This window comes from Streptomyces sp. NPDC056580, assembly GCF_042793175.1.
Lineage (GTDB): Bacteria > Actinomycetota > Actinomycetes > Streptomycetales > Streptomycetaceae > Streptomyces.
On the sequence record NZ_JBHTVE010000010.1, the window covers coordinates 29,804 to 52,140 of the forward strand.

At 74.2% G+C, this 22,337-nt stretch carries 18 protein-coding genes; 3 read left to right on the forward strand and 15 right to left on the reverse strand.

The annotated features are described in order from the left end of the window. Positions 1–51 precede the first annotated feature (51 nt). The 8 genes from ACFQ9Z_RS22805 to ACFQ9Z_RS22840 form a co-directional block, all read right to left on the reverse strand. Positions 52–1,572 carry an aldehyde dehydrogenase family protein gene (locus ACFQ9Z_RS22805; protein ID WP_383021645.1) on the reverse strand — a complete coding sequence of 507 codons (1,521 nt, stop codon included), beginning with the start codon at positions 1,570–1,572 and terminating at the stop codon, positions 52–54. Positions 1,573–1,752: 180 nt separating this feature from the next. Next, positions 1,753–2,871: a hypothetical protein gene (locus tag ACFQ9Z_RS22810; RefSeq protein ID WP_383021648.1), complete on the reverse strand. Its 1,119-nt coding sequence runs from the start codon at positions 2,869–2,871 to the stop codon at positions 1,753–1,755. Between the two features lie 10 nt (positions 2,872–2,881). Then, positions 2,882–3,235: a hypothetical protein gene (locus tag ACFQ9Z_RS22815; RefSeq protein WP_143627722.1), complete on the reverse strand. Its 354-nt coding sequence runs from the start codon at positions 3,233–3,235 to the stop codon at positions 2,882–2,884. Next, entirely contained in the window at positions 3,222–4,988 is a 1,767-nt protein-coding gene (locus ACFQ9Z_RS22820; RefSeq protein WP_383021654.1) for a hypothetical protein, read from the reverse strand. Before ACFQ9Z_RS22820 ends, ACFQ9Z_RS22815 begins: the two co-directional genes overlap by 14 nt. A gap of 174 nt (positions 4,989–5,162) precedes the next feature. After that, positions 5,163–6,152, reverse strand: a complete 990-nt coding sequence (locus ACFQ9Z_RS22825) for a malate dehydrogenase (RefSeq protein WP_143627726.1) — start codon at positions 6,150–6,152, stop codon at positions 5,163–5,165. Between the two features lie 354 nt (positions 6,153–6,506). After that, positions 6,507–7,721 (reverse strand): DUF2690 domain-containing protein, encoded by a 1,215-nt coding sequence (locus tag ACFQ9Z_RS22830; protein WP_383021658.1) that lies wholly within the window; start codon positions 7,719–7,721, stop codon positions 6,507–6,509. A gap of 432 nt (positions 7,722–8,153) precedes the next feature. After that, positions 8,154–8,627, reverse strand: coding sequence for a DUF3017 domain-containing protein (locus ACFQ9Z_RS22835; RefSeq protein WP_383021661.1), 474 nt, complete (start codon positions 8,625–8,627; stop codon positions 8,154–8,156). Then, positions 8,617–9,471, reverse strand: a complete 855-nt coding sequence (locus ACFQ9Z_RS22840) for a bifunctional methylenetetrahydrofolate dehydrogenase/methenyltetrahydrofolate cyclohydrolase (RefSeq protein WP_383021664.1) — start codon at positions 9,469–9,471, stop codon at positions 8,617–8,619. Before ACFQ9Z_RS22840 ends, ACFQ9Z_RS22835 begins: the two co-directional genes overlap by 11 nt. A gap of 276 nt (positions 9,472–9,747) precedes the next feature. Between ACFQ9Z_RS22840 and ACFQ9Z_RS22845 the strand changes: the two genes are divergently transcribed. Beyond that, positions 9,748–10,386, forward strand: coding sequence for an RDD family protein (locus ACFQ9Z_RS22845; RefSeq protein WP_383021667.1), 639 nt, complete (start codon positions 9,748–9,750; stop codon positions 10,384–10,386). An 82-nt stretch (positions 10,387–10,468) separates the two neighbouring features. Here ACFQ9Z_RS22845 and purH read toward each other — a convergent pair whose 3' ends face one another. Together purH and purN are read right to left on the reverse strand one after the other, a co-directional pair. Continuing rightward, positions 10,469–12,040, reverse strand: coding sequence for a bifunctional phosphoribosylaminoimidazolecarboxamide formyltransferase/IMP cyclohydrolase (gene purH / locus ACFQ9Z_RS22850; protein ID WP_383021672.1), 1,572 nt, complete (start codon positions 12,038–12,040; stop codon positions 10,469–10,471). Beyond that, positions 12,037–12,675 carry a phosphoribosylglycinamide formyltransferase gene (gene purN / locus ACFQ9Z_RS22855; protein WP_383021676.1) on the reverse strand — a complete coding sequence of 213 codons (639 nt, stop codon included), beginning with the start codon at positions 12,673–12,675 and terminating at the stop codon, positions 12,037–12,039. The genes purH and purN overlap by 4 nt, the downstream gene beginning before the upstream one ends. Positions 12,676–12,957: 282 nt before the next feature. Between purN and ACFQ9Z_RS22860 the strand changes: the two genes are divergently transcribed. Beyond that, entirely contained in the window at positions 12,958–13,740 is a 783-nt protein-coding gene (locus ACFQ9Z_RS22860; RefSeq protein ID WP_383021680.1) for a hypothetical protein, read from the forward strand. 33 nt (positions 13,741–13,773) lie between these two features. Here ACFQ9Z_RS22860 and ACFQ9Z_RS22865 read toward each other — a convergent pair whose 3' ends face one another. Continuing rightward, positions 13,774–15,792, reverse strand: a complete 2,019-nt coding sequence (locus ACFQ9Z_RS22865) for a DUF6350 family protein (RefSeq protein ID WP_383021683.1) — start codon at positions 15,790–15,792, stop codon at positions 13,774–13,776. Positions 15,793–15,947: 155 nt separating this feature from the next. Between ACFQ9Z_RS22865 and ACFQ9Z_RS22870 the strand changes: the two genes are divergently transcribed. Continuing rightward, entirely contained in the window at positions 15,948–16,991 is a 1,044-nt protein-coding gene (locus ACFQ9Z_RS22870; protein ID WP_383021686.1) for a sigma factor-like helix-turn-helix DNA-binding protein, read from the forward strand. A 90-nt stretch (positions 16,992–17,081) separates the two neighbouring features. On the opposite strand, the gene sucD is transcribed toward ACFQ9Z_RS22870, so the two are convergent. The 4 genes from sucD to ACFQ9Z_RS22890 all read right to left on the reverse strand — a co-directional run bounded on the left by sucD (position 17,082) and on the right by ACFQ9Z_RS22890 (position 21,802). After that, positions 17,082–17,966 (reverse strand): succinate--CoA ligase subunit alpha, encoded by an 885-nt coding sequence (gene sucD, locus ACFQ9Z_RS22875; RefSeq protein ID WP_383021691.1) that lies wholly within the window; start codon positions 17,964–17,966, stop codon positions 17,082–17,084. 27 nt (positions 17,967–17,993) lie between these two features. Next, positions 17,994–19,175, reverse strand: a complete 1,182-nt coding sequence (sucC, locus tag ACFQ9Z_RS22880; protein WP_383021694.1) for an ADP-forming succinate--CoA ligase subunit beta — start codon at positions 19,173–19,175, stop codon at positions 17,994–17,996. 424 nt (positions 19,176–19,599) lie between these two features. Continuing rightward, positions 19,600–20,994, reverse strand: a complete 1,395-nt coding sequence (locus tag ACFQ9Z_RS22885) for a hypothetical protein (RefSeq protein WP_383021697.1) — start codon at positions 20,992–20,994, stop codon at positions 19,600–19,602. A 169-nt stretch (positions 20,995–21,163) separates the two neighbouring features. Continuing rightward, positions 21,164–21,802, reverse strand: coding sequence for a hypothetical protein (locus tag ACFQ9Z_RS22890; protein WP_383021700.1), 639 nt, complete (start codon positions 21,800–21,802; stop codon positions 21,164–21,166). Between the last annotated feature and the right edge of the window lie 535 nt (positions 21,803–22,337).

Here is a 22,337-nt window from a genome sequence, read left to right on the forward strand (position 1 = left end):
GGAGGAAGTTCAGGGTGCGGAAGACGGTTCGCCGGCGGGGCCGGTGGGGGCTCAGCCGGCGAACCAGCGCACCGGCTCCGGCGCCAGGTTCTGGTAGACGTGCTTGGTCTCGCGGTACTCGGCGAGGCCGGCGGGGCCGAGTTCACGGCCGGTGCCGCTCCTGCCGAAGCCGCCCCACTCCGCCTGCGGCAGGTAGGGGTGGAAGTCGTTGATCCAGACGGTGCCGTGGCGCAGCCGCCCCGCGACGCGCCGGGCGCGGCCCGCGTCGGCGGTCCAGACGGCGCCGGCCAGGCCGTACTCGGTGTCGTTGGCGAGGAACACCGCCTCCTCCTCGGTGCGGAAGGTCTCGACGGTCAGGACCGGTCCGAAGACCTCCTCGCGTACGACCCGCATCTCGCGGTGGCAGGCGTCGAGGACGGTCGGCTCGTAGAAGTAGCCGCTCTCCGGCCGGGCCGCGGACGGCGCCGGGCGCCTGCCGCCGCAGCGCAGCACCGCGCCCTCCTCGAGCGCGGAGGCGACGTACCCCTCGACCTTGGCGCGCTGCTGCGCGGAGACGAGCGGGCCGCACTCGACACCGTCCTCGGTGCCCCGGCCGAGCCGGATCCGCTGGGCGCGGCGGGCGAGTTCGGTGACGAAGCGGTCCCGGACCGACTCCTCGACGATCAGCCGGGAGCCCGCCGAGCAGACCTGGCCACTGTGGATGAAGGCGGCGTTGAGGGCCTGGTCCACGGCGGTGTCGAAGCCCTCCTCGGTGGCGCAGGCGTCGGCGAAGACCACGTTGGGGTTCTTGCCCCCGAGTTCGAGGGCGACCTTCTTGACGGTGGGGGCGGCGGCCTGGGCGACCTTGGTGCCGCTGACCAGGCCGCCGGTGAAGGAGACGAGGTCGACGTCGGGGTGTTCGGCGAGCCGGGCGCCCACGGTGTGGCCGGGGCCGGTGACCAGGTTGGCGACGCCGTCGGGCAGACCGGCCTCGCGCAGCAGCCCGATCAGCGCGATGGTCGTCATCGGGGTGATCTCGCTGGGCTTGATCACGAAGGTGTTGCCGGCCGCGAGCGCGGGGGCGACCTTCCAGCTCGCCTGGAGCAGCGGGTAGTTCCAGGGGGTGATCAACGCGCAGACGCCGACCGGCTCGTGGACGACGACGCTGTGGATGTGGGGTGAGCCCGCGTCGACCACCCGGCCGGGGGCCTCGCCCGCGACCAGGTCGGCGAAGTAGCGGAAGGCGTCGGCGACGCAGTCGATGTCGACGCGGCCCTCCTCGACGGTCTTGCCCGCGTCCCGGCTCTCCAGCAGGCCGAGTTCCTCGCGGTCGCGCGCCAGGAGGTCGGCGACGCGGCGCAGCAGCGCGGCGCGCTCGGCGACCGGCGTGCCGGGCCAGGGGCCGTGGTCGAACGCCTGCCGGGCGGCGGCCACCGCCCGCTCCGCGTCCTTCTCGTCACCCTCGGCGACCAGGGCGAATGGCCGGGCGTCCGCGGGGTCGAGGATCTCGCGCGTCGCGCCGGAGATCGCCACCAGCCACTGTCCTCCCGCGTGGATGGTCGCCTGATCTTGTCGTTCCGTTATGTCCGCCATGATCGGTATCGCCTTCCGTTCCTGTTCGGCTCCCATGTGTCACGCGGGGGGCGTGCCCAGGGACCGTCGCCGCCTGCCCGCGACTGCGGACTTGCATGCGGAATCGGCGGCCGACAGTGCGCGGCGTCACTGAAATTTCAGGCCAAAACGGATAGAAACGGGTCATCCGCGGCGCTGCGTTCAGTCCATCGGCGGGTCACAGCCCGTGTCGGGCGGGCAGAACCTGCTCAGCGCGGTGTCGAGCAGCTTCAGTTCGTCGTCGCCGCCGTCCCGGTCGGGGCCGTAGGCGGCGACGGCGTAGATCCGCCCGTCGACGGCCACGAAGCGCTCGTCGTAGACATGCCAGACGCCGAGGTCCGGCTCGCCCCTGATGCTGTCGGCCAGGTACTCCATGCGCGAGCCGACGAAGTCCCCCTCGTCCAGGTCGACCAGCGAGAGCTTCTTGAATCCCGGCGGCTTGGCGGTGTCCGCGGACAGGTACGTCCGGAACGAGTCGTCCGGGGACGCCTCCGCGACCTGGTAGATCTGCAGCCGGTGCTCACGGTCCGGACTGCGGTAGTTGACGATCCTGATGCCGTAGGAGGAGCTGAGCGTGGACCGCGACCAGCCCTTGGGGCGGGCGATCCGGAAGCCCTCGCCGTCGTCGTACGACTCCCAGTCCGCGGGCAGCGGGCTCGCCGAGGCGGACGGGGTGGCCGCGTCGTCCGTGGCGGACGCGGAGCCGGACGGGCCGTCGGCGGAGCCGTCGGACGGCACGGGCGAGTCCGGGACCGCGGAGGCGGTCGGCGAGGCCGCCGAGGCGGGCTTGCCGTCGCCCCCCGGGCCGAGCACGAGGGTCAGTACCAGGCTCGCGGCGACGCCGATCACGGCCGCGCCCACGACGACGGTCCAGACCGTTCTCCGGCTGGGCCCGCCGGTGCGCACGGGCGCCGGCCCGGGCGGCATCGGCGGCACGGGCCACTCGGGCGAGGACCAGCCCGCGCCGCCGCCACCGGTGTCAGGACCGTCCGGTCCGCCCGCCGGGCCGCCGGAGGCGCCCGTCCACGCGCCGGGCCCGGTGCCCGGCGCGTCCCACCAGGGCGCCGGCGGCGCCCCCGGCGCCGGCTCGGGCGCGGACGGGACGGGCTCCGCGGGGGCGGACGCGCCCTCGGCGGCCGTCCGCGGTCCGGCCGGCGGCCACTCGGGGGCCCGGTCCGGCATGGCAGGCGGCGGCGGTGTCACCGGTGCGCCGGTCTGTGCTCCCCCGCTGTCCTCCCAGCGCTGGGTCTCCTCGTTCCAGTACCGCGCTCCCCCGCTCATCGCGTCCGCCTCACAGCCCCACCAGGCCGGCCAGCGTGCTCGCCGAGGCGAGCAGGCCCACCAGCGCCTGGGAGTCGTCAAGCAGCCGGCGCAGGCGCTCGCGGCGGGAGGGGGCGGCCTGGCCGGTGCGGGTGATCTCGTCCTCCGTGTCGGCGAGGGCGGAGTCGAGTTCCGCCGTCCGGTCGTCGGCCCGCACCCGGGCCAGATCGGCGCGCAGCTCCCGTACGGCCAGCAGCAGTTCCTCGGCCGCCGCGTCGCGCGGCGCGGCCGTGCCGTGGTGGCTCTCGGCGTGCGAGTGGTCGCCGATGGCGAAGGTGCTGTGCGAGACGTCGCCGATGCTGACCCTCGGCTCATTCGTCGCCATGGGCGTCGGCTCCCTTCCGCGGCGCGCTGCCGCCGTTGGTGGAGGAGGCGGAGGAGTTGTCGCCGACGGCGAAGGTGCTGCCCTCGACGCTGCCGATGTGCACGCCCCCGTTGCTGATGTTGTTGATCTGCTGGACGAACTCGCCGGTCTGGTAACCGGCTTCGGCGAGCGCGGCCCGCACCCCGCTCGCCACCCGGTCCTGGATGCTCTTGAGGTAGCGGGAGACGTCCATCTCCTGGAACTGCGAACCGGCCTCGGCCGAGCCCAGTTCGCGCACCGACAGCGCGGGCCCGTCCGGCAGCGCGTGCGCGTACCCGCCGGTCAGCAGCCGCCCGCCGTACGCCACGGCCCGGCCGAGGACGATCAGGGCGGCGGCCGGCGAGACCGGCACCCGGGTCACGGCCCAGAACGCCTTGCCGAGCGCGCTGTTGTGCCGGTACCTGTGGGCCGCGCGGTCGGCCTCCTTGAAGAACTGGCGAACCGGCGGCAGCACGTGCGGGGCGATCTCCAGCATGAGCATGCGGCCCTGGGTGTGGACGCGCACGAACACCGTGACGACCAGTTCCTCCTCCCAGCCGCCGACGCGGACGCGCAGGAAGTGCCGGCGCTTCTCGGCGCCCTCCTCGACCGCGTGCGCCCGGTGCGCCTCGAAGGCCTCCGGCCGGTAGGGCGCGTCCTCGCGGCGCAGCAGCCCTTCGGCGGGCAGGAACACGCACTCGTCGATCTCCAGCCAGCGCAGCCGGTCGCGCACCCCGGCCCCCGCGTACTCGGCGGGCAGCCGGAGCCGCTCCACCAGCGGCCGGATGCTCTCCAGCACCAGCCGGTTGCTGATGGGCTGCTGCCGCTTCTTCAGCGCGTCGGGCTTCAGCTCGACGGCCAGCACCCAGTCCTGCTGGGGCACACCGGCCCCGCAGAACGGACGCGACTCGTGGTACATGACCAGCGGCGCGTGCTGCTCCGTCCGGATGCGGTGCTTGAGCCACTGGAACCGCCGGTTCTCGCTCTGCTCGGCGGGGTCGTTGGCGGCGTCGGGGAAGCGCTGCGGGGACAGCTCGCCGGCCATGACGCGCGCGAACTGGCCCCGCTGGGCGGCCAGGCACACCGCGACGAGCACGAGGACGACCACGGCGGCCCAGGCCTGCCAGGGCCGGAAGTGGGTCCCGCCGTCGGAGCCCGGCAGGAAGACGTCGCTCAGGTTCGGCGAGTCGGAGGCCCCGTACGAGTCGTAGGAGTCGTACGAGCCGCCGTAGGAGCCGGACGAGGAGCCGTCGGACCCGCCGCCGAACGCGGCGATCACGGTGAACAGCGCCAGCACCGCGAGCAGGATGCGGCCCCACCAGCGGAAGAAGAAGGCGACCACCACGCGGTACACCGGGACCTGCGGCGAGCGGCCCCTGATCCAGGCGCCGATAGCGAGGTACAGGCTGGGGAGGACGTAGAGGGCCAGCAGCCCCTGGGTCAGCGCCGCTCCCACCAGCCACAGGCCGAGGACGGCGGCGGCCCACTGCAGCTCCCGGCGGCGGGCGCGCAGGGCATGGGCGAGCACGCGGGCGGCGTCGAGGCCGAGCGAGGGCGCCACGAACCGCTGCTCGTTGAGGTGGAGTTCGTCGATCACCCGGTCCCGGTAGTCCGGGTCCAGGTAGGCGCCCGCGCACAGCAGCCGGGTGGCCTCACTGGCGTGCGGCGGGGTGGGCGGTGGTGCGGACGGTGCCGCCGCGGGCGTCGGCTGCTGCGGCACGGAAGCGGTGTTCACGCGATTCCCCCGAGGCGTGGTAAGTCACTCGATGTGCAGGCGAGTTGACGAACCATCAGCATAGGGCACCGGCGGGCGCCGGACGCTCGCCGCGGCAAGACGCGAGTGGGCCCGCTTCCGGTTCCCCGGAAGCGGGCCCACTCGCGTCTCACGGCGTCACCGCCGCGGGCGTGGTCAGATGAGGCCGAGGCCGCGGACCGCCTCGCGCTCCTCCTCGAGCTCCTTGACGGAGGCGTCGATGCGGGCGCGGGAGAACTCGTTGATGTCCAGGCCCTGGACGATCTCGTACTTGCCGTCCTTGGTGGTGACCGGGAAGGAGGAGATCAGGCCCTCCGGGACGCCGTAGGAGCCGTCCGACGGGATGCCCATGGAGGTCCAGTCGCCCTCGGCGGTGCCGTTGACCCAGGTGTGCACGTGGTCGATGGCCGCGTTGGCGGCGGAGGCGGCGGACGAGGCGCCACGGGCCTCGATGATCGCGGCGCCGCGCTTGGCGACGGTCGGGATGAAGTCCTCGGCCAGCCACTTCTCGTCGGCGACGACCTCGGCGGCGTTCTTGCCGGCGACCGTGGCGTGGAAGATGTCGGGGTACTGGGTGGCGGAGTGGTTGCCCCAGATGGTCAGGCGCTTGATGTCGGCGACCGTCGAGCCCGTCTTCTTCGCGAGCTGGGTCAGCGCGCGGTTGTGGTCGAGGCGGGTCATCGCGGTGAAGCGCTCGGCCGGTACGTCCGGCGCGGCGGCCTGGGCGATCAGAGCGTTGGTGTTGGCCGGGTTGCCGACGACCAGGACCTTGATGTCGTCCGCGGCGTGGTCGTTGATGGCCTTGCCCTGCGGCTTGAAGATGCCGCCGTTGGCCTCGAGCAGGTCGCCGCGCTCCATGCCCTTGGTGCGGGGGCGGGCGCCGACGAGGAGGGCCACGTTGGCGCCGTCGAAGGCGACGTTCGGGTCGTCGCTGATCTCGATGCCCTGGAGCAGCGGGAAGGCGCAGTCGTCCAGCTCCATGGCCGTGCCCTCGGCGGCCTTCAGCGCCGGCGTGATCTCCAGGAGGCGCAGCTTGACCGGCACGTCCGCGCCGAGCAGCTGGCCGGAGGCGATGCGGAAGAGCAGGGCGTAACCGATCTGGCCGGCCGCGCCGGTGACGGTGACGTTCACGGGAGTGCGGGTCATGGCGTTCTCCGTAGGACAGCTGGCGGTGGGGCGGCACGGCCCCGGCGGATGATCGATCTCTTGGCGTCAAGAGAATCCACCGGTCAGGCTATCGCGCATCCGCCATGCGAGACGTCCGGGGCCCTGTGGCTCAGCCCACAAGCCACGCCGGCGGGCCGCGGGGCGGCTCACGGGGGTGCGGAAGCGGCGGCCGCCCGTCCGGGAGAGGGGGGAGGCGGCCGCCGTCGGGGGTACCGGACTGCCGGACTCCCGTGGGGGTACGGTTCGCGTGCCCAGGATGCCGGCGCCCATGCGTCCCACCGCACGAATAACACCCGAACGGACCCCTCCGCTCCCGTCCGGCCGTGGCGGCCGCTACTTCGTGCAGCCCGTCAGGCCGGAGGCGAGGGTGGCGCACGCCTCGGCGTCGGCGGGGTCCTTCACGGCGACCATCGGGGTGTAGGCGATGGTGTCCCCGGTCGCGGTGATGTCACCCCGCTGGCGCGCCTTGCCGGCCGACACCTCGACCTGGTCGCCCAGGGTGGCGCCGGTTATGCGCCCCCAGGCGGTGCCGCAGGTCCTGCTGTAGCGGACCTCGAGGGTGGCGGCGCCGACGGCGGCCGACTTCGCGGTGCTCACCAGGCTGCCGCTGCAGCCCATCGCCTCCGCGTCCTTGCCGGTGCAGGCCGAGCCGGCGCATTTGACCCCGGCGGGCAGGCTGGGGCGGGTGCTGGCGGACGGGGAGGGCGGCTTCGCGGCGCTCCCGTGCTCGCCGCCGCCCCGGGTGACGACCAGGAACGCGGCCGCGCCGAGGACCAGGACGGCCCCGGCGCCCGCGAGCAGCATCGTCAGCCGCCGCCTGCCGCCGGCCTCCTCCGCGGAACGGCCGCCGGCCGAGGGGGCCGGCGGCTGCTGCCCGCCGTACGGCTGCGGCGGGACCGGAGGCCGGCCGGCGCCCTCCGGCACGGGCACGGGCACGGGACGCGTGCCGGGGCGGCCGCTCGCCCGCGACGGTCCCTCGTAACCGGCCAGTCCCCAGGAGTTGACCGCGGGCGCGGGGCCACGGCCCGCGCGCTCGCGTTCGTCGGCGTCGGACGCCGTCGGCTGGGACGGAACCCGCGGCGGGGCGCCCGCGGGGCCGGCGGCGCCCGGTGCGGTCCCGGGACCCGGTGCGGTGCCGGGTGCGGTGCCGGGGCCCGGGTGGGCCGTCCGCGTGCCGCCCGCCCCCTGGGCCTCGGCCTCCGCGGCCCCGAACTCCCCGAGCGCGGCACGCGCCTGGGAGATGCGGATCTGCTCCATGGTCCGGTCGTGCCGCATCTCCGCACGGCTCCAGGCCCGCTCGGCCAGCTCCCACATCGTGGTGAGGTGGACCGGGTGGGTGCCGGTGACCTCGGCGAGCGCCACGATCGCGCCCTTCGGTGCGAGGAGCCGGCCGCCCAGGTAGCGCTCCCAGGACGTCTTGCTGTAGCCGGTCCGGTCCGCCAGCGCCGCGATGCTCAGGCCGCTGCGGTCCACGAGCCGTCGCAACTGGCTCGTGAACTCCTTGATCTGCGGATCCAGCTCGTCCGGCAAGGCTTTCCATCGAGGCATCGCGCTTCCCCCTCTTCCCCCCGGTCGGTGCTGTTGGTTCCCGCGCCGTTCCCCGCGCGTGGCCCTCGCGCCGGACCGGTCCGTTCCCGGCGCGACATCGTTCTGGGCCCACCCACAGGGATGCGTCGACCAAGGATCCCAGTTCCCCGGGCGGGAGCGCACGGGTGCCGGCGGCCGCGCACCCGCCTCCCCGAGCCTGCGTGACGCGGCGCCGTTCCGCGGGGGCACCGGCACGGCCGGCACACCTGTGGCAGTGCGCGGACACCGTAGCGGAATGGTCACTTCCGTGCCACAGCGCGCGGACAGCCGTTGAACTGGGCGTTCACGGCAGGGAAGGCTTACGTCGCGACGGCGGTCCGTCCTTGCTCGGGGGAGGGGACGGGCCGCCGTCGCACCGCATCGCACCGGGCGCCAAGAGGCCGACGGCCGGCGCTACTTGGTCAGCGTGAAGTGCAGCGTGTCCTTCAGGAACGGGATCTCCAGCCACGGGTGGGGCTGGGCCGTCATCGCCAGCAGCACGATCGCGAGACCCAGGACGCCGTAGGTGACGATGTCGGTGAACCGCGAGCGGACGGCGAGCATGCCGACGCCCGGCAGGGTCCAGCGCAGGGCCGCCCCGGCCAGCAGGGCCGCGCCGACCAGCAGGGTGCCGTAGCGGAACACGTCGACCGCGGTCAGCAGCAGGCCGAGCGCGACGGCGGTCAGCACGACGAGCACCGGCCACTGCCGGGCGGGCGCCGGGGCGTCGCTCGGGGCCGCCCGGCCGCCGCCCTCGGGCCGCGCGGTGTCCCTGGTGAACAGCGGGAAACGGCGCGTGACACGCCGCGGGCGCCCCTCGGCGTCAGGGGCGCTGATCGCGTCGCGGGCCGTGGGCTCGGTCACCGTGCGGTCGTCCTCAGCCGGCACTGCGCTCCGCCGCCTCGACCACGTTGACCAGCAGCTGCGCCCGGGTCATGGGGCCCACACCGCCCGGGTTCGGGGAGATCCAGGCGGCGACCTCGGTCACGTCCGGGTGAACGTCGCCGACGATCTTGCCCTCGGCGTTGCGGGAGACGCCGACGTCCAGCACGGCCGCGCCCGGCTTGACGTCCTCGGCACGGATCAGGTGCGGGAAGCCGGCCGCCGCGATGATGATGTCGGCCCGCTTCAGGTGGGCGGACAGGTCACGGGTGCCGGTGTGGCACTGGGTCACGGTGGCGTTCTCGCTGCGCCGGGTGAGCAGCAGCGGCATCGGACGGCCGATGGTCACCCCGCGGCCGACGACGACGACCTCGGCGCCCTTGATCTCGACGCCGTGGGCCCGCAGCAGGCTGATGATGCCGTTGGGGGTGCAGGGCAGCGGCGCCGGCTCGTTCAGCACCAGGCGGCCGAGGTTCATCGGGTGCAGGCCGTCGGCGTCCTTGGCCGGGTCCATCAGCTCCAGGATGCGGTTCTCGTCGATGCCCTTGGGCAGCGGGAGTTGCACGATGTAGCCGGTGCAGGCCGGGTCCTCGTTCAGCTCCCGGACGACCGCCTCGATCTCCTCCTGGGTGGCCGTGGCGGGCAGTTCGCGCTGGATGGAGGCGATGCCGACCTGGGCGCAGTCTCGGTGCTTGCCGGCGACGTACTTCTGGCTGCCGGGGTCTTCCCCGACCAGGATCGTGCCGAGGCCGGGCGTGACGCCCCGCTCCCTCAGCGCCGCCACGCGGGCGGTCAGATCGGACTTGATCGCGGCTGCGGTGGCCTTGCCATCGAGAATCTGGGCGGTCATGCCCCCATCCTCGCGGATGACCGGCCCCCGGTTCCAATCCGGGTCCCCACCGTCCGGTACCTGGGACGGCGCCCGCGGAGGTCCCGGATGTCCGGACATGATCGACGATGTTGCACTTGCACAACGCATCGCGAATCCGGCTGGACAAGAACTCGCCTGCCCGACGACGATGAACGGCGCAGTATCGCGGTCCGGTTGGGGGGCAAACCGCTCAGATCCTGACGTACCTCCGTTCCTTCCGCGTCGTCCCCGCAGATTCAACGGAGGAAATCCGCCATGAGTTTCGGCTCGCCCAACAACCCCTATGGTCAGCCGCAGGACCCGCAGCAGGGCTACGGGCAACCGCAGCAGCCGGGCTACCCGCAGGCTCCTCAGGGCGTCCCTCCGCAGCAGGGTTACGGCTACCCCCAGCAGCCCGGCTACCCGCAGGCCCCGCAGGGCGTGCCCCCGCAGGGCTACGGCTACCCGCAGCAGCCGGGCTACCCGGGTCACCCGCAGCAGGGCGGGTACGGCATGCAGCCGCAGTACGCCAACTGGGGCCAGCGGTTCCTCAGCAAGCTGATCGACATCATCATCTACCTGGTCGCCTACCTCCCCCTCGCCCTCATCGGCGCCAAGGCGGGCGCCCCGATCCTGACGCTGGTCGGTTTCCTGCTCGGCGTCGGCGTCCTCATCTGGCAGGTGATCCAGGAGGGCAAGACCGGCCAGACCATCGGCAAGAAGGCGCTCGGCATCCGCACGCTCAAGGAGGACACCGGCCAGCCGCTCGGCGGCGGCATGGCGTTCGTGCGCCAGCTCGCCCACTTCCTGGACGGCCTGCCCTGCTACCTCGGCTACCTGTGGCCGGCGTGGGACTCCAAGAGCCAGACGTTCGCCGACAAGATCTGCGGCTCGATCGTGATCCGCAGCCAGTGAGCTGAGCGCCCCGCCCGCACGACGAGACGCGGCCTCCGGCCCCGTGAGGGGGCCGGAGGCCGCTTCCCGTGCCCCTGCGGGCTCAGTGGAAGAAGTGGCGCGTGCCGGTGAAGTACATGGTCACGCCCGCCTTCTTGGCCGCCTCCACGACCTGCTCGTCACGGATCGAGCCGCCCGGCTGGACGATCGCCCGGACACCGGCGCCGATGAGGATCTCGGGGCCGTCGGGGAAGGGGAAGAAGGCGTCGGAGGCCGCGTAGGCGCCGCGGGCGCGCTCCTCGCCGGCCCGTTCCACGGCCAGCTTGCAGGAGTCGACGCGGTTGACCTGGCCCATGCCGACGCCGACCGAGGCGCCGTCCTTGGCGAGCAGGATCGCGTTGGACTTCACCGCGCGGCAGGCCCTCCAGGCGAAGGCGAGCTCGGCCAGCTCGGCCTCGCCCAGCGCCTCGCCGCTGGCGAGCGTCCAGTTGGCCGGGTCGTCGCCGTCCGCCTGCAGCCGGTCGGTCTCCTGCAGCAGCACGCCGCCGTCGACCGCCTTGACCTCGACGGGGTTCGCCGGGCCGTTCGGGGCCTTGAGGACCCGGATGTTCTTCTTCTTGGCGAGGGCCTCCAGGGCCCCCTCCTCGTAGCCGGGCGCGACGATGACCTCGGTGAAGATCTCCGCGACCTGCTCGGCCATCTCCTTGCTGACCGGCCGGTTGACGGCGATGACGCCGCCGTACGCGGAGACCGGGTCGCAGGCGTGCGCCTTGCGGTGCGCCTCGGCGACGTCGGCGCCGACCGCGATGCCGCACGGGTTGGCGTGCTTGATGATCGCGACGCAGGGCTCGTCGTGGTCGTACGCGGCACGGCGGGCGGCGTCCGTGTCCGTGTAGTTGTTGTACGACATCTCCTTGCCGTGCAGCTGCTCGGCCTGCGCGAGACCTTCGCCGCCGGCCTCGACGTAGAGGGCGGCCGGCTGGTGCGGGTTCTCGCCGTAGCGCAGGGTGTGCGCGCGCTCCCAGGTGGCGCCGAGGAAGTCGGGGAACGACGACTCGTCGACGGGGGCGTAGGAGGAGGCGAACCAGGAGGCGACGGCCACGTCGTAGGCGGCCGTGTGCTGGAAGGCCTCGGCGGCGAGCCGCTTGCGGGTGGCCAGGTCGAAGCCGCCGGCCGCGGCGGCGGCGAGGACGTCGGCGTACCGCTGCGGGCTGGTCACCACGGCCACCGAGGGGTGGTTCTTGGCGGCGGCGCGGACCATCGACGGACCGCCGATGTCGATCTGCTCCACGCACTCGTCGTCCGAGGCGCCGGAGGCGACGGTCTCGCGGAACGGGTAGAGGTTGACGACGACCAGGTCGAACGGCTCAACGCCCAGTTCGGCGAGCTGCTCGCGGTGGCTATCGAGACGCAGGTCGGCGAGGATGCCCGCGTGCACCTTGGGGTGCAGGGTCTTGACCCGGCCGTCCAGGCACTCGGGGAAGCCGGTCAGCTCCTCGACCTTGGTGACGGGGACGCCGGCGGCGGCGATACGGCCGGCCGTGGAGCCGGTGGAGACCAGCTCGACACCGGCCTCGTGCAGGCCGCGCGCGAGGTCCTCGAGCCCGGTCTTGTCGTAGACGCTGACGAGCGCCCGGCGAATGGGCCGCTTGGTGCTCTCGGCGGTGGCGGTCACTGGATAACTACCTTTCGTCCCTCAATGCGATAGCCGTGGCGGGCGAGCCGCCCCACGACCTCGACGAGCAGCCTTCGCTCGACTTCCTTGATGCGCTCGTGCAGCGCGCTCTCGTCGTCCTCGTCCCGGACCTCGACCACGCCCTGGGCGATGATCGGCCCGGTGTCGACGCCGTCGTCGACGAAGTGGACGGTGCAGCCGGTGACCCTGGCGCCGTACGCGAGCGCGTCGCGCACGCCGTGGGCGCCCGGGAAACTGGGCAGCAGCGCCGGGTGGGTGTTGACGAACCGCCCGCCGAACCGCGCGAGGAACTCCTTGCCGACGATCTTCATGAAACCGGCGGAGACCACGAGGTCGGGCTCGTGCGCGGCCACGGCCTCGGCGAGGGCCGCGTCCCACTCCTCCCGGGTGGGGTGGTCCTTCACCCGGCACACGAAGGTGGGCAGTCCGGCACGCTCGGCCCGGGCGAGCCCCTCGATGCCGCCGCGGTCGGCCCCCACGGCGACGATCCGCGCCCCGTACTCCTCCACCCCGGTGCGCTCGATCTCGTCCAGGAGCGCCTGGAGATTGGTGCCGGATCCGGAGACCAGGACGACGAGGCGCTTGACCGCTCGGCCAGCGGGGGTGGCGGCCACGGTGGGGCCCTTTCTCGGTGAGCGACATGTCCGGCCGACGGTTTGTACGTTCGTACCAATGCTTCACGGCCCCGGATACGGGGAAGCCTACGAAGCGGCCGGCCGTCAGCAACGATACCGGCACTCCGGAAGGCCCCCTCGGGACGGGGGCGTGGCCGGAAGGTAGCGTTCGGAGGGAATCACGAAGGAGCAGCCCCGGGAACGCGGTCGCCGTGCGGTGCGTTCACGGGGTGGAAGCTCAACGCGGACAGCCGCGCTCACCTAGGGGAAGACGCTCTTCTGATGCCCGATCGCAGCCTGCGACTCCTCACGTTCCCGCCACTTCTGGCCCAGGGGAGCGAGCGTGCCGGCGTGCTGCTCCGGGAGCGGCCGTCCTCGCCGCCCGAGGCGCCGTCGGGTGGCCGGGACGGCGACGGGCAGGGCGGCGAGCGCAAGGACGACAACCCGTTCGCGCCGCCGCCGGAGGGCACCCCGGACCGGCCGTGGCAGCCCCGCCGCCCCGAGGGGTCCCAGGATCCGTCCTCGGGCCCGCAGGGCGACTCCCACTGGGGCAGTCAGTGGAGCGACCGCCAGCCCGGCCGCTCCTCCGGCGGCTTCGGCGAACGTCCCGGCAGCCGGCCCGAGGGCCCCGGCCCCGGCGGGCCGACGGGATCCGGCACGCGCTGGGACCCCACGGACCCGGCCCAGCGCCGCGCGCGCTACGCCCTGCTGTCCGGCATGTGGGCCGTCTTCTTCGCCCTTTTCAGCTGGCCGTACGTGTCGCTGCTGCTGGGCGCGCTCGCCCTGTACTGGGGCATCAGCGCCCTGCGCGCCAAGCCCCGCACCCCCGGCCCGGACGCCCCCACCCCGCCGCCGGGCGCCCGCCCGCAGACCACGGCGGCGGTCAGCGGCCTGGTCACGGCCGGCCTCGCCCTGATCCTGGTGGCCTCGACCTTCACGGTCCAGCTCGTCTACAGCGACTACTACACCTGCGTCAGCGACGCCCTGACCCAGCAGGCCAAACAGTCCTGCGACCAGCACCTGCCGAAGGAACTGCGCGGGGTCCTGGGCGTCGGCAACGGCTGACGCGCCGGGCCACGCCGTCATGAGGCCACGGGGCTACGCGGTGGCCGGTGGCTCGGCCGGTCCGGGCGGGCCGGAGGTGTCCGACGGGGCCGCTGGGTGTGGCAAGGCCGGCCGGGCGGGCTCCGAAGGCGATTCGGCGGCGGTGGCCGGTGACGGGTCCGGCTCCTGGTACCGGCCCGACGGGTCACCGGCCGCTGGGCCGGTGACGGGCCGGGACACCCCGGCAGCAGGACCGCCGGCGGGCTGAGGCACGTCGGCTGCCGGGTCGCCGGTGGAACGGGACGCGTCGGCATCTGGATCGCCGGTGCAACGGGACGCGTCGGCAACCCGACCACCAGCGAGCCGAGACGCGTCGGCTGCCGGGCCGCCGGTGGAACGGGACGCGTCGGCAACCCGACCACCAGCGAGCCGAGACGCGTCGGCTGCCGGGCCGCCGGTGGGGCGGAGTGCGTCGGCGGGTGGTGGCGGGGTCGGCGTGGACGGCTGTTCCGGTGTCCGCGCGGGCGTCGAGGCCGCGCGCAGGGCTTCCCAGCGGGAGGCACCCGGGAGGTCGTCGTCCCGCCAGGCCCGGGGGTACGGGTCGCCGGTGGGCAGGAAGTCGTACAGCTCGTCCTCGAGCTGTCCCCCACCCGGCCCACTCGCCGTCCTCGCGCCCTTGACCGGCTTCGACGGCTGCGGCGCGGGGCTCTCGGCCCCCTTGCCGGCAGCCATGAGCGGGGCCCGCGCGGCCCCCGTCTCCGTCGCCGCCCGCCCGGCCCGCTCGGCCGCCCGCGCCCGGCCCCGCCACAGCCGCCAGGCCCGCGAGATCAGCGTCACCGGCATTCCGGTCACCGTGATCCACAGCGCGGCCACCGGACCGGCCTGCCACCACACCGGGCCGAAGTCGGCCAGCGTCCCCGTGCCCAGGCGGCCGCCGGACAGCGCGGCGAGCAGCGAGACGGCCGTCCCGCACAGCAGTGCCGCCAGGACCAGCGCCCCGGCCGTCCGCACGGCGGACCAGGGCGCCGCCCGCCACCCGGCCTGCTCCCCGGCGCCCGTCCGCCACCGCCGGCCCGCGGCCGCCCGTGCCAGGAACCAGGCCACCGTCACCCCGGCCGCCACCGGCACCAGGCCCACGGCCCAGTCGAGCCGGGTCCCGGGCCCCGGGTCCGGTACGGCCGCGAGGAGCGGGAACGGGGGCAGCAGCGGGGCGGGGTCGGAGGCGAGGGGCCGCACCAGGTGCCCGGCGCCGAGGACGAAGCCTGGGCCGAGGGCGTAGGAGGCCGACCACACCGCCGCGTTCGGGATCAGCGCGATGCCGAGCAGCAGCACGGCGAACCGGCCGGTCCAGCCCGCCGTGAGCTGGAGGAACGACGCGCGCGCCCCATCGCCGTGCAGCACCAGCGACACCCCGACCAGCAGCGCCCCGCCCCCGGCGAGCACCGCCGTCCCGGCGGCGGCGGCCCGTACCGCCGCGGCCAGCCGGGCCCACGCGTCCGGCCCGGACAGCAGCGCCCGCACCGGTCCCGGCAGCCGCGGCAGCAGGCGGCGCAGGGGTCCGCGCGGGCAGCCGTGCGCCGTCCACACCCCGGCCGCGGCGGGCACCGCGGCGGCCATCGGCAGACACACCGTCACCCAGCCCCACTGAGGGCGCAGTTCGCCGCCGGAGCAGTACAGCGCGGCGGCGGTGCCGACGCCGAGGTAGCCGATGACCACGCCCGTCCACGCCGTGCGCGCCGGGACGGGCGGCGGGCCGTCGGGCTCCGGGGAGGCGTCCGTCGCGTCCCGCGCCGCCCGGTGGACCAGCCACACCGGGAGCGCGAGGAGGAGCAGCGGGGACACGCCCACCGGCTGGGGCACGCCGGACAGCGTGTCGGTGCGGACCAGCTCGACGCCGTGCCCGAGCAGCCACAGCGCGGCGGCGACGTGCAGCGCGCCGTCCGGACCGCTGTCGGGGTACGGCGAGCTGATCCACAGAGCCAGCACGAGCACCGCGAGCGAGCCGAGCCCGAGTGCTGCGGCGACCGCGCCGCCCAGCAGGCCGGCGCCCAGCCCGGGCGATCGGTCACGCATCCCGTGCAGCAGGGGCGGCAACGAAGGTCGGCGATCGGTCATCAGGGTCACCCCGCCATGCTCCCAACGACACGCGCTTTCCCGTCGTAACAGGAGAACCACCGATGTGTCGTTCAATATATGTTTATGTACTTTTTCGGCCGAAGGAGTGTCCTGTGACGGAAAGCCCGGCCAGCCAGTTGCCACCACCGACCGAACGCCGACGCCTGCGCGAGGCCGGCGGACTGACCGAGGCTCAGGTCGCCGAGCGGATCGGCGTCGGCCGTGCCACGGTCCGCGCCTGGGAGCGCGGCCGGGACACCCCCGGCGGCCGGGAGGGCGAGGCCTACGCCCGCCTGCTGGCCGGCCTCGCCGGGCCCGCGGCCGGGCGGACGGACGCGCACGACCAGGGGTCAGCACCCGCGCTGACGCCCGCTCAGGCCTTCGACGCGCTGTACGCGTTCTGCGCTCCGGCCCTCGTCCGGCAGGCGTACCTGCTCACCGGCCGCCGCGAGCTGGCCCGTGAGGCCGTGGAGCACGCCTTCCAGCTCGCCTGGCAGCGCTGGCCGGAGGTGGCGCAGGATCGGGACCCGGCGGGCTGGGTGCGGGCGGTGGCGTACGAATGGGCCCTCTCCCCCTGGCACCGCTTCCGCCCCCGCCACCGCTCCCCCGAACCCCCGCCGGCCGACCCCGCCGACCGCGCGCTGCTGCACGCCCTGCTCGAACTGCCGCCCTCCTACCGGCGCACCCTCGTGCTGTACGACGGCGTCGGCCTCGACCTGCCGGAGACGGCGGCGGAGACGGAGGCGAGCACACCCGCCGCGGCCGGCCGGCTGACCCGCGCCCGGGAGGCGGTGGCCGCGCGGGTCCCGCAGCTGGCCGACCCCGCAGAACTGCACCGGCGGCTGGTCGAGCTCGCCTCGGCCGAGCGGCCGCGGCCGCCCGTGCCCGCGACCGTGCGGACCGGCGGCGAACGGCGGAACGTCTTCTGGACGCGCGCGGCCATCGCCTTCACGGTCGCGATCGTCGGCTCCACGGCGCTGACCCTGCGCACGGCGCCGACCCACTACGAGCCGCCCGTCGCCCCGGCCCAGGCGGTGCAGGGGGTGCCGCCGCCGGCCGCCCTTGGCCCCCTGTCCCGCGCGGAACAGGCGCTGCGCGAGAAGCTCCGCCGCTCGCAGACCGGCGGCCCGGAACGGCTGACGCCCGTGGCCGGGTGACGCGGTCGCGCCCACCGGCCCGGCGGGCGGGAACGCGCGCAGGCCCGCCCCCTCACCGGGGACGGGCCTGCGGACGCTCAGCCGGGTGCGTCAGGCGCCCAGGATCTCCCGCGCCAGCTTCGCCGTCTCGGTCGGCGTCTTGCCGACCTTGACGCCGGCGGCCTCGAGGGCCTCCTTCTTCGCCTGGGCGGTGCCGGACGAACCGGAGACGATGGCGCCGGCGTGGCCCATGGTCTTGCCCTCGGGCGCGGTGAAGCCCGCGACGTAGCCGACGACCGGCTTGGTCACGTTCTCCTTGATGAACGCGGCCGCGCGCTCCTCGGCGTCGCCGCCGATCTCACCGATCATCACGATCAGGTCGGTGTCGGGGTCGTCCTGGAACGCGGCCAGGGCGTCGATGTGGGTGGTGCCGATGATCGGGTCGCCACCGATGCCGACGGCCGTCGAGAAGCCGATGTCACGCAGCTCGTACATCATCTGGTACGTCAGCGTGCCGGACTTCGAGACCAGGCCGATGCGGCCCGGCTTGGTGATGTCGCCCGGGATGATGCCGACGTTCGACTGGCCCGGGGTGATGATGCCGGGGCAGTTCGGGCCGATGATGCGGGTCTTGTTGCCCTTCTTGCCGGCGTACGCCCAGAAGGCGGCCGTGTCGTGCACGGCGATGCCCTCGGTGATCACGACGGCCAGCGGGATCTCGGCGTCGATGGCCTCGACGACCGCGTCCTTGGTGAACTTCTCCGGCACGAAGATGACGGAGACGTTGGCGCCGGTCTTCTCGATGGCCTCCTTGACGGTGCCGAAGACCGGTACCTCGGTGCCGTCGAAGTCCACGGTCTGACCCGCCTTGCGCGGGTTCACGCCGCCCACGACCTGGGTGCCGTCACCCAGCATGAGCTTGGTGTGCTTCATGCCGGTGGCACCGGTCATGCCCTGGACGATGACCTTGCTGTCCTTGTTGAGCCAGATAGCCATGGTGTGTTGTGTCCTCGTCCTGAGTGCTTACTTGGCGGCGTGGGCCAGCTCGGCGGCCTTGTCGGCCGCGCCGTCCATGGTGTCGACGCGCTGCACCAGCGGGTGGTTGGCGTCGGTGAGGATCTGCCGGCCCAGCTCGGCGTTGTTGCCGTCCAGACGGACGACGAGCGGCTTGGTGACGTTCTCGCCGCGGTCCTCGAGGAGCTTCAGGGCCTGCACGATGCCGTTGGCGACCTCGTCGCAGGCGGTGATGCCGCCGAAGACGTTCACGAAGACGGACTTGACGTCCGGGTCGCCCAGGATGATCTCCAGGCCGTTCGCCATGACCTGGGCGGAGGCGCCACCGCCGATGTCCAGGAAGTTGGCGGGCTTGACGTTGCCGTGGTTCTCACCGGCGTACGCGACGACGTCCAGGGTGCTCATGACGAGACCGGCGCCGTTGCCGATGATGCCGACCTCACCGTCGAGCTTGACGTAGTTGAGGTTCTTCTCCTTGGCGGCGGCCTCAAGCGGGTTGGCCGCGGCCTTGTCGTGGAGTTCCTCGTACTCGGGGTGGCGGAACTCGGCGTTGTCGTCGAGCGACACCTTGCCGTCGAGGGCGAGGACCTCGCCGGAGGCGACCTTCGCCAGCGGGTTGACCTCGACCAGGAGGGCGTCCGACTTGATGAAGGTGTCCCACAGCTTGACGAGGACGTTCACGACCTTGTCCGCGACCTCGGCCGGGAACTTGGCGGCCTCGACGATCTCGCGGGCCTTGGCCTCGTCCACACCGTCGATCGGGTTGATCGGCGTCTTGGCGACGGCCTCCGGACGGGTGGCCGCCACCTCCTCGATCTCCATGCCGCCCTCGACGGAGGCGATGGAGAGGAAGGTGCGGTTGGCGCGGTCGAGGAGGTAGGAGACGTAGTACTCCTCGACGATCTCCGGGGCCGTCTCGGCAATCATGACCTTGTGGACCGTGTGGCCCTTGATGTCCATGCCGAGGATGTCCGTCGCACGGGCGACGGCCTCGTCCGCGGAGGCGGCCAGCTTGACGCCACCGGCCTTGCCGCGGCCACCGACCTTCACCTGCGCCTTGACGACGGACTTGCCGCCCAGCCGCTCGGTGATCGCGCGCGCCGCCTCAGGCGTGTCGATGACTTCACCGGCCAGCACCGGTACATCGTGCTTGGCGAAGAGGTCCCTCGCCTGGTACTCGAACAGGTCCACGCGCTTCCGTCCCTATCAGTGATCTCGCGGTTCGTTGGATGCGTGGGCGTGCCGCGAAGGGCAACGTGACGTCCGCTGTGTCACAAGGGAAGCGCACACGGTGTCCGAGCGCGCGGCATGTCCGTCTCGCAGGTTATCGCCGCTCGCGGGGGCTCCCTAAATCGAGGGTCACACCTGAGCGGTGATACCTGTCACATGATGCCGGGTTCGCTGGCACGGCGTGCCGACATGGGGGAGGTGTGCGGCCTCACCGGGCTGGGGTGAGCCCGGTGAGGCCCCCGGTACGGGCCCCTGGAGGCCCCGGACGGCTGATCCCCACCCCAATGGGGACCACCCGCCCGCGCACCGCGGAGGGCCGGCCGGACGGGCCGACGGCATTCGGCCGTCTCGGGCCGGCTCTCCTCCGCGGAGTCTTCGCGGCCCGTCAGGCCCGCACGCCGTAGTGGTTCGTCAGGTCGTGCACATACCCCGGAGCGGCGTTCTCAGCGGCCCGCGCGGTCCCGTCCACGGCGTGCGCCGCCAGCGGCCCGGCGGTGACCCGCGCGGTCCAGCCGAGGTCCCGCGCGAAGGGGCCCGCCTCACCCGTGACGGGCCCGGCGGCAGCGGCGGTGCCGTCCGCGAACGGCACCGCCTCGCCGGCCGCGCCGTACGCCAGCCCGCTCGCGCTGCCGCCTATGCCGTCCACGGCCGGCCGTACGGTGCCGGCGACCTGGCCGAGGGCCGGCTCCACGGCACCGGTGACCCGGCTAACGGCAGGCTCCACGGCACCGGTGACCCCGGCCTCGAACGGCGGCACCTGCCCGGCCACGCCCTGCGCGAAGGTCCCGGCCCGCCCGGTCACCTCCTGGACGGCCGGCGGCACGGTGCCCACGACGCCGTCCGCGAAGAGCGCCACGGCACCGGCCACGCCGTTCCCGAGCGCCCCCGCATCCGTCACGGCCCGCCCGGCGACCGGCACCATCCCGTGCACCGTGGCGGCGGCCACCGGCGGCACCGCGGCGGCGGCCGTCTCGTCCACCACCACGGCGGCCGCGCCCGGCACCGCCCGCGCGGAGCCCGCGGCCCGCCGCCGCACACCGGCCACCGCGTCGTCGGCGTGCGCGGGCACGCCCGCGACGGCGGCCGGGACCTGCGGGTTGGCGTCCGCGGTAGCGCGGTGGAGCCTGGTCTGCGCGGCGGACAGCGCCTCCTCCACCTCGGGGGCGAAGGAGGACAGCGGGCCGAAGAGGTAGTCGATCTCGCCCTGCGGGGCGAGGGCCGGGGGCGAGGACGGGGCGACCACGTCGGTCGCCCTGGCGGCCCGGGCGGTCGTGCCGCCGAGGAGTCCGTCGCCCCTCTCACGGGCGTGCAGCGCGTGCTGTGCGGTCTCCGCGCGCCGTGCCTGTGCACCGGCCGCGGGCCGGTCGGGGCGGGCGGCCTGGGCCGCCTTGGCGGCTTCCTCGGCCGTGGTCCTCTCGGCAGCGGGGGTCCTGGCGCCGGCGCCTGCCTGGTCGGCGGCCCGGTCGGCGGCGCCGGTGGCGGTCCGTGCCTGCTGGTGCGCCTCGGCCGCCGTGTCGGAGACGGTCCCGGTGGCGGTGTCGGTCAGCCGGGAGACGGTGCCGGGGACGCCCGTATCGCCGGCGACGTCGGTGACGCCGGTGAGGACGCCGTCGACCGTGCCGACGAGCGCGCCGGTCAGGGTGCCGGCGCCGCTGTCGGTGTCCGGTACGGAGACCGCGGGCGAGGACAGCTCGTCCGCGCTGGCGGCGGCCGAGCCGAGCGCCCAGACGCCGGTCACACCGGCGGCGATGACGATGGAACGGCGGATGTTCTTGTTCATTGCGTGCGTCAGTCCTTCGGATCGGCTGGAAGTTCCGTCCGGGGATCGCCGGGAGATCAGCGAGATCGCCGAGGGTTCGGCAAGGGATCGACAAACGGGGTCCCGGACGGGCGGGCAGACCTGTCGCGCCCCGCGCCACGGGTCGGTGGCGGGGAGGCCGGTCCTGGCCCTAGCCGGGGAAGAGAGGGATGTCCCGGTGCCGTTCCCGGGTCCCGGGCGCGTCGACGCGCGCGGTGGCGCCGGCCAGGAGCCGCACGGGCGCCCGGCCGTCGAGGGCGACGGCGTGCGCGTCGCCGTGCCGGGAGGCGGTGCCGTCGGCCGCCTGCTTGCCGAGCGCGCCGTCCGGGTCCCCGGACGGCGTGGGCAGCTTGGCCGGGGCTCCGGCCGGTGCGGTGGCACGGGCAGCCGCGCTGTCTGCCGGGGCCTGCGCGGTGGCGGGCACGGCGCCCGGTCCGTACGTCGCTTCCGACGGCCGCACGGGGGCGGCGGCGCGGTGGTGGCCGGCGCCCTCGGCGCTCCCGGTGCCCGGCCGGTCGGCCGCCGGCGCCGGGGTGACCGGCGCGGGCAACTGGTGCGCGGGCAGCGGGTCGAAGACTCCGGGGACTCCTGGCACGGGCAGTCCCGGCACGGGCAGGGAGGTGGCCCCGGGCAGGGAGGTGGCCCCGGGCAGCGCCGTGGTCCGCACCTCGCCGAGGGCGCCGGACGTCTCGCGCACGACGGTACGCACGGGGGTGACGACCCGTTCGGTGACCACCTCCACCGAGGTGACGGCCCGTCCGGCGACAGTCCTGTCAGCGACCCCACGCACGGAGGCAGCGGCCCGCCCGACGACAGTCCCGTCAGCGACCCCACGCACGGAGGCAGCGGCCCGCCCGGCGACAGTCCCGTCAGCGACCCCACGCACGGAGGCGGCAGCCCGCCCGGCGACAGTCCCGTCAGCGACCCCACGCACGGAGGCGGCAGCCCGCCCGGCGACAGTCCCGTCAGCGACCCCCTGGAGGGAGGTGACTTCCGTCGAGTCCTTGGCAGCCGGCGCCATGGCGCTCGGCGCCGTGACGATCCTTGCGACACCTTCGCGCCCGGACCGCGGCAGTGGCGAACTCACCGGGCCCGTGGCCGGCTTGCCCTCGGCCGCCTGGGCCTGCGTCCCGCAGAGGAAGCCGAGCGCGAGCAGTCCGCCCAGCAGCAGCACCAGTTGGAGCGCACGCCGCCCCGCCGCGGTACGCAGCGCGCGCACAGCGATCCCGAACGGAGCTGCTGTCAAGGGCAAGAGGCGGGAGCTTCCTGGAGTCGGGGTGAAGGCGGCGTAGATACTCGCACGCACGGCCCGAGGTAGCGCAAGC

Bases quoted from the DNA above. Each gene is read 5' to 3' on its own strand.
- ACFQ9Z_RS22810 (WP_383021648.1), bottom strand. From the start codon at position 2,871: ATGAGCGGGGGAGCGCGGTACTGGAACGAGGAGACCCAGCGCTGGGAG.
- ACFQ9Z_RS22860 (WP_383021680.1), top strand. From the start codon at position 12,958: ATGCCCGATCGCAGCCTGCGACTCCTCACGTTCCCGCCACTTCTGGCC.
- ACFQ9Z_RS22805 (WP_383021645.1), bottom strand. From the start codon at position 1,572: ATGGCGGACATAACGGAACGACAAGATCAGGCGACCATCCACGCGGGA.
- ACFQ9Z_RS22885 (WP_383021697.1), bottom strand. From the start codon at position 20,994: ATGAACAAGAACATCCGCCGTTCCATCGTCATCGCCGCCGGTGTGACC.
- ACFQ9Z_RS22865 (WP_383021683.1), bottom strand. From the start codon at position 15,792: ATGCGTGACCGATCGCCCGGGCTGGGCGCCGGCCTGCTGGGCGGCGCG.
- ACFQ9Z_RS22830 (WP_383021658.1), bottom strand. From the start codon at position 7,721: ATGCCTCGATGGAAAGCCTTGCCGGACGAGCTGGATCCGCAGATCAAG.
- ACFQ9Z_RS22845 (WP_383021667.1), top strand. From the start codon at position 9,748: ATGAGTTTCGGCTCGCCCAACAACCCCTATGGTCAGCCGCAGGACCCG.
- sucD (WP_383021691.1), bottom strand. From the start codon at position 17,966: ATGGCTATCTGGCTCAACAAGGACAGCAAGGTCATCGTCCAGGGCATG.
- ACFQ9Z_RS22815 (WP_143627722.1), bottom strand. From the start codon at position 3,235: ATGGCGACGAATGAGCCGAGGGTCAGCATCGGCGACGTCTCGCACAGC.
- ACFQ9Z_RS22840 (WP_383021664.1), bottom strand. From the start codon at position 9,471: ATGACCGCCCAGATTCTCGATGGCAAGGCCACCGCAGCCGCGATCAAG.
- ACFQ9Z_RS22825 (WP_143627726.1), bottom strand. From the start codon at position 6,152: ATGACCCGCACTCCCGTGAACGTCACCGTCACCGGCGCGGCCGGCCAG.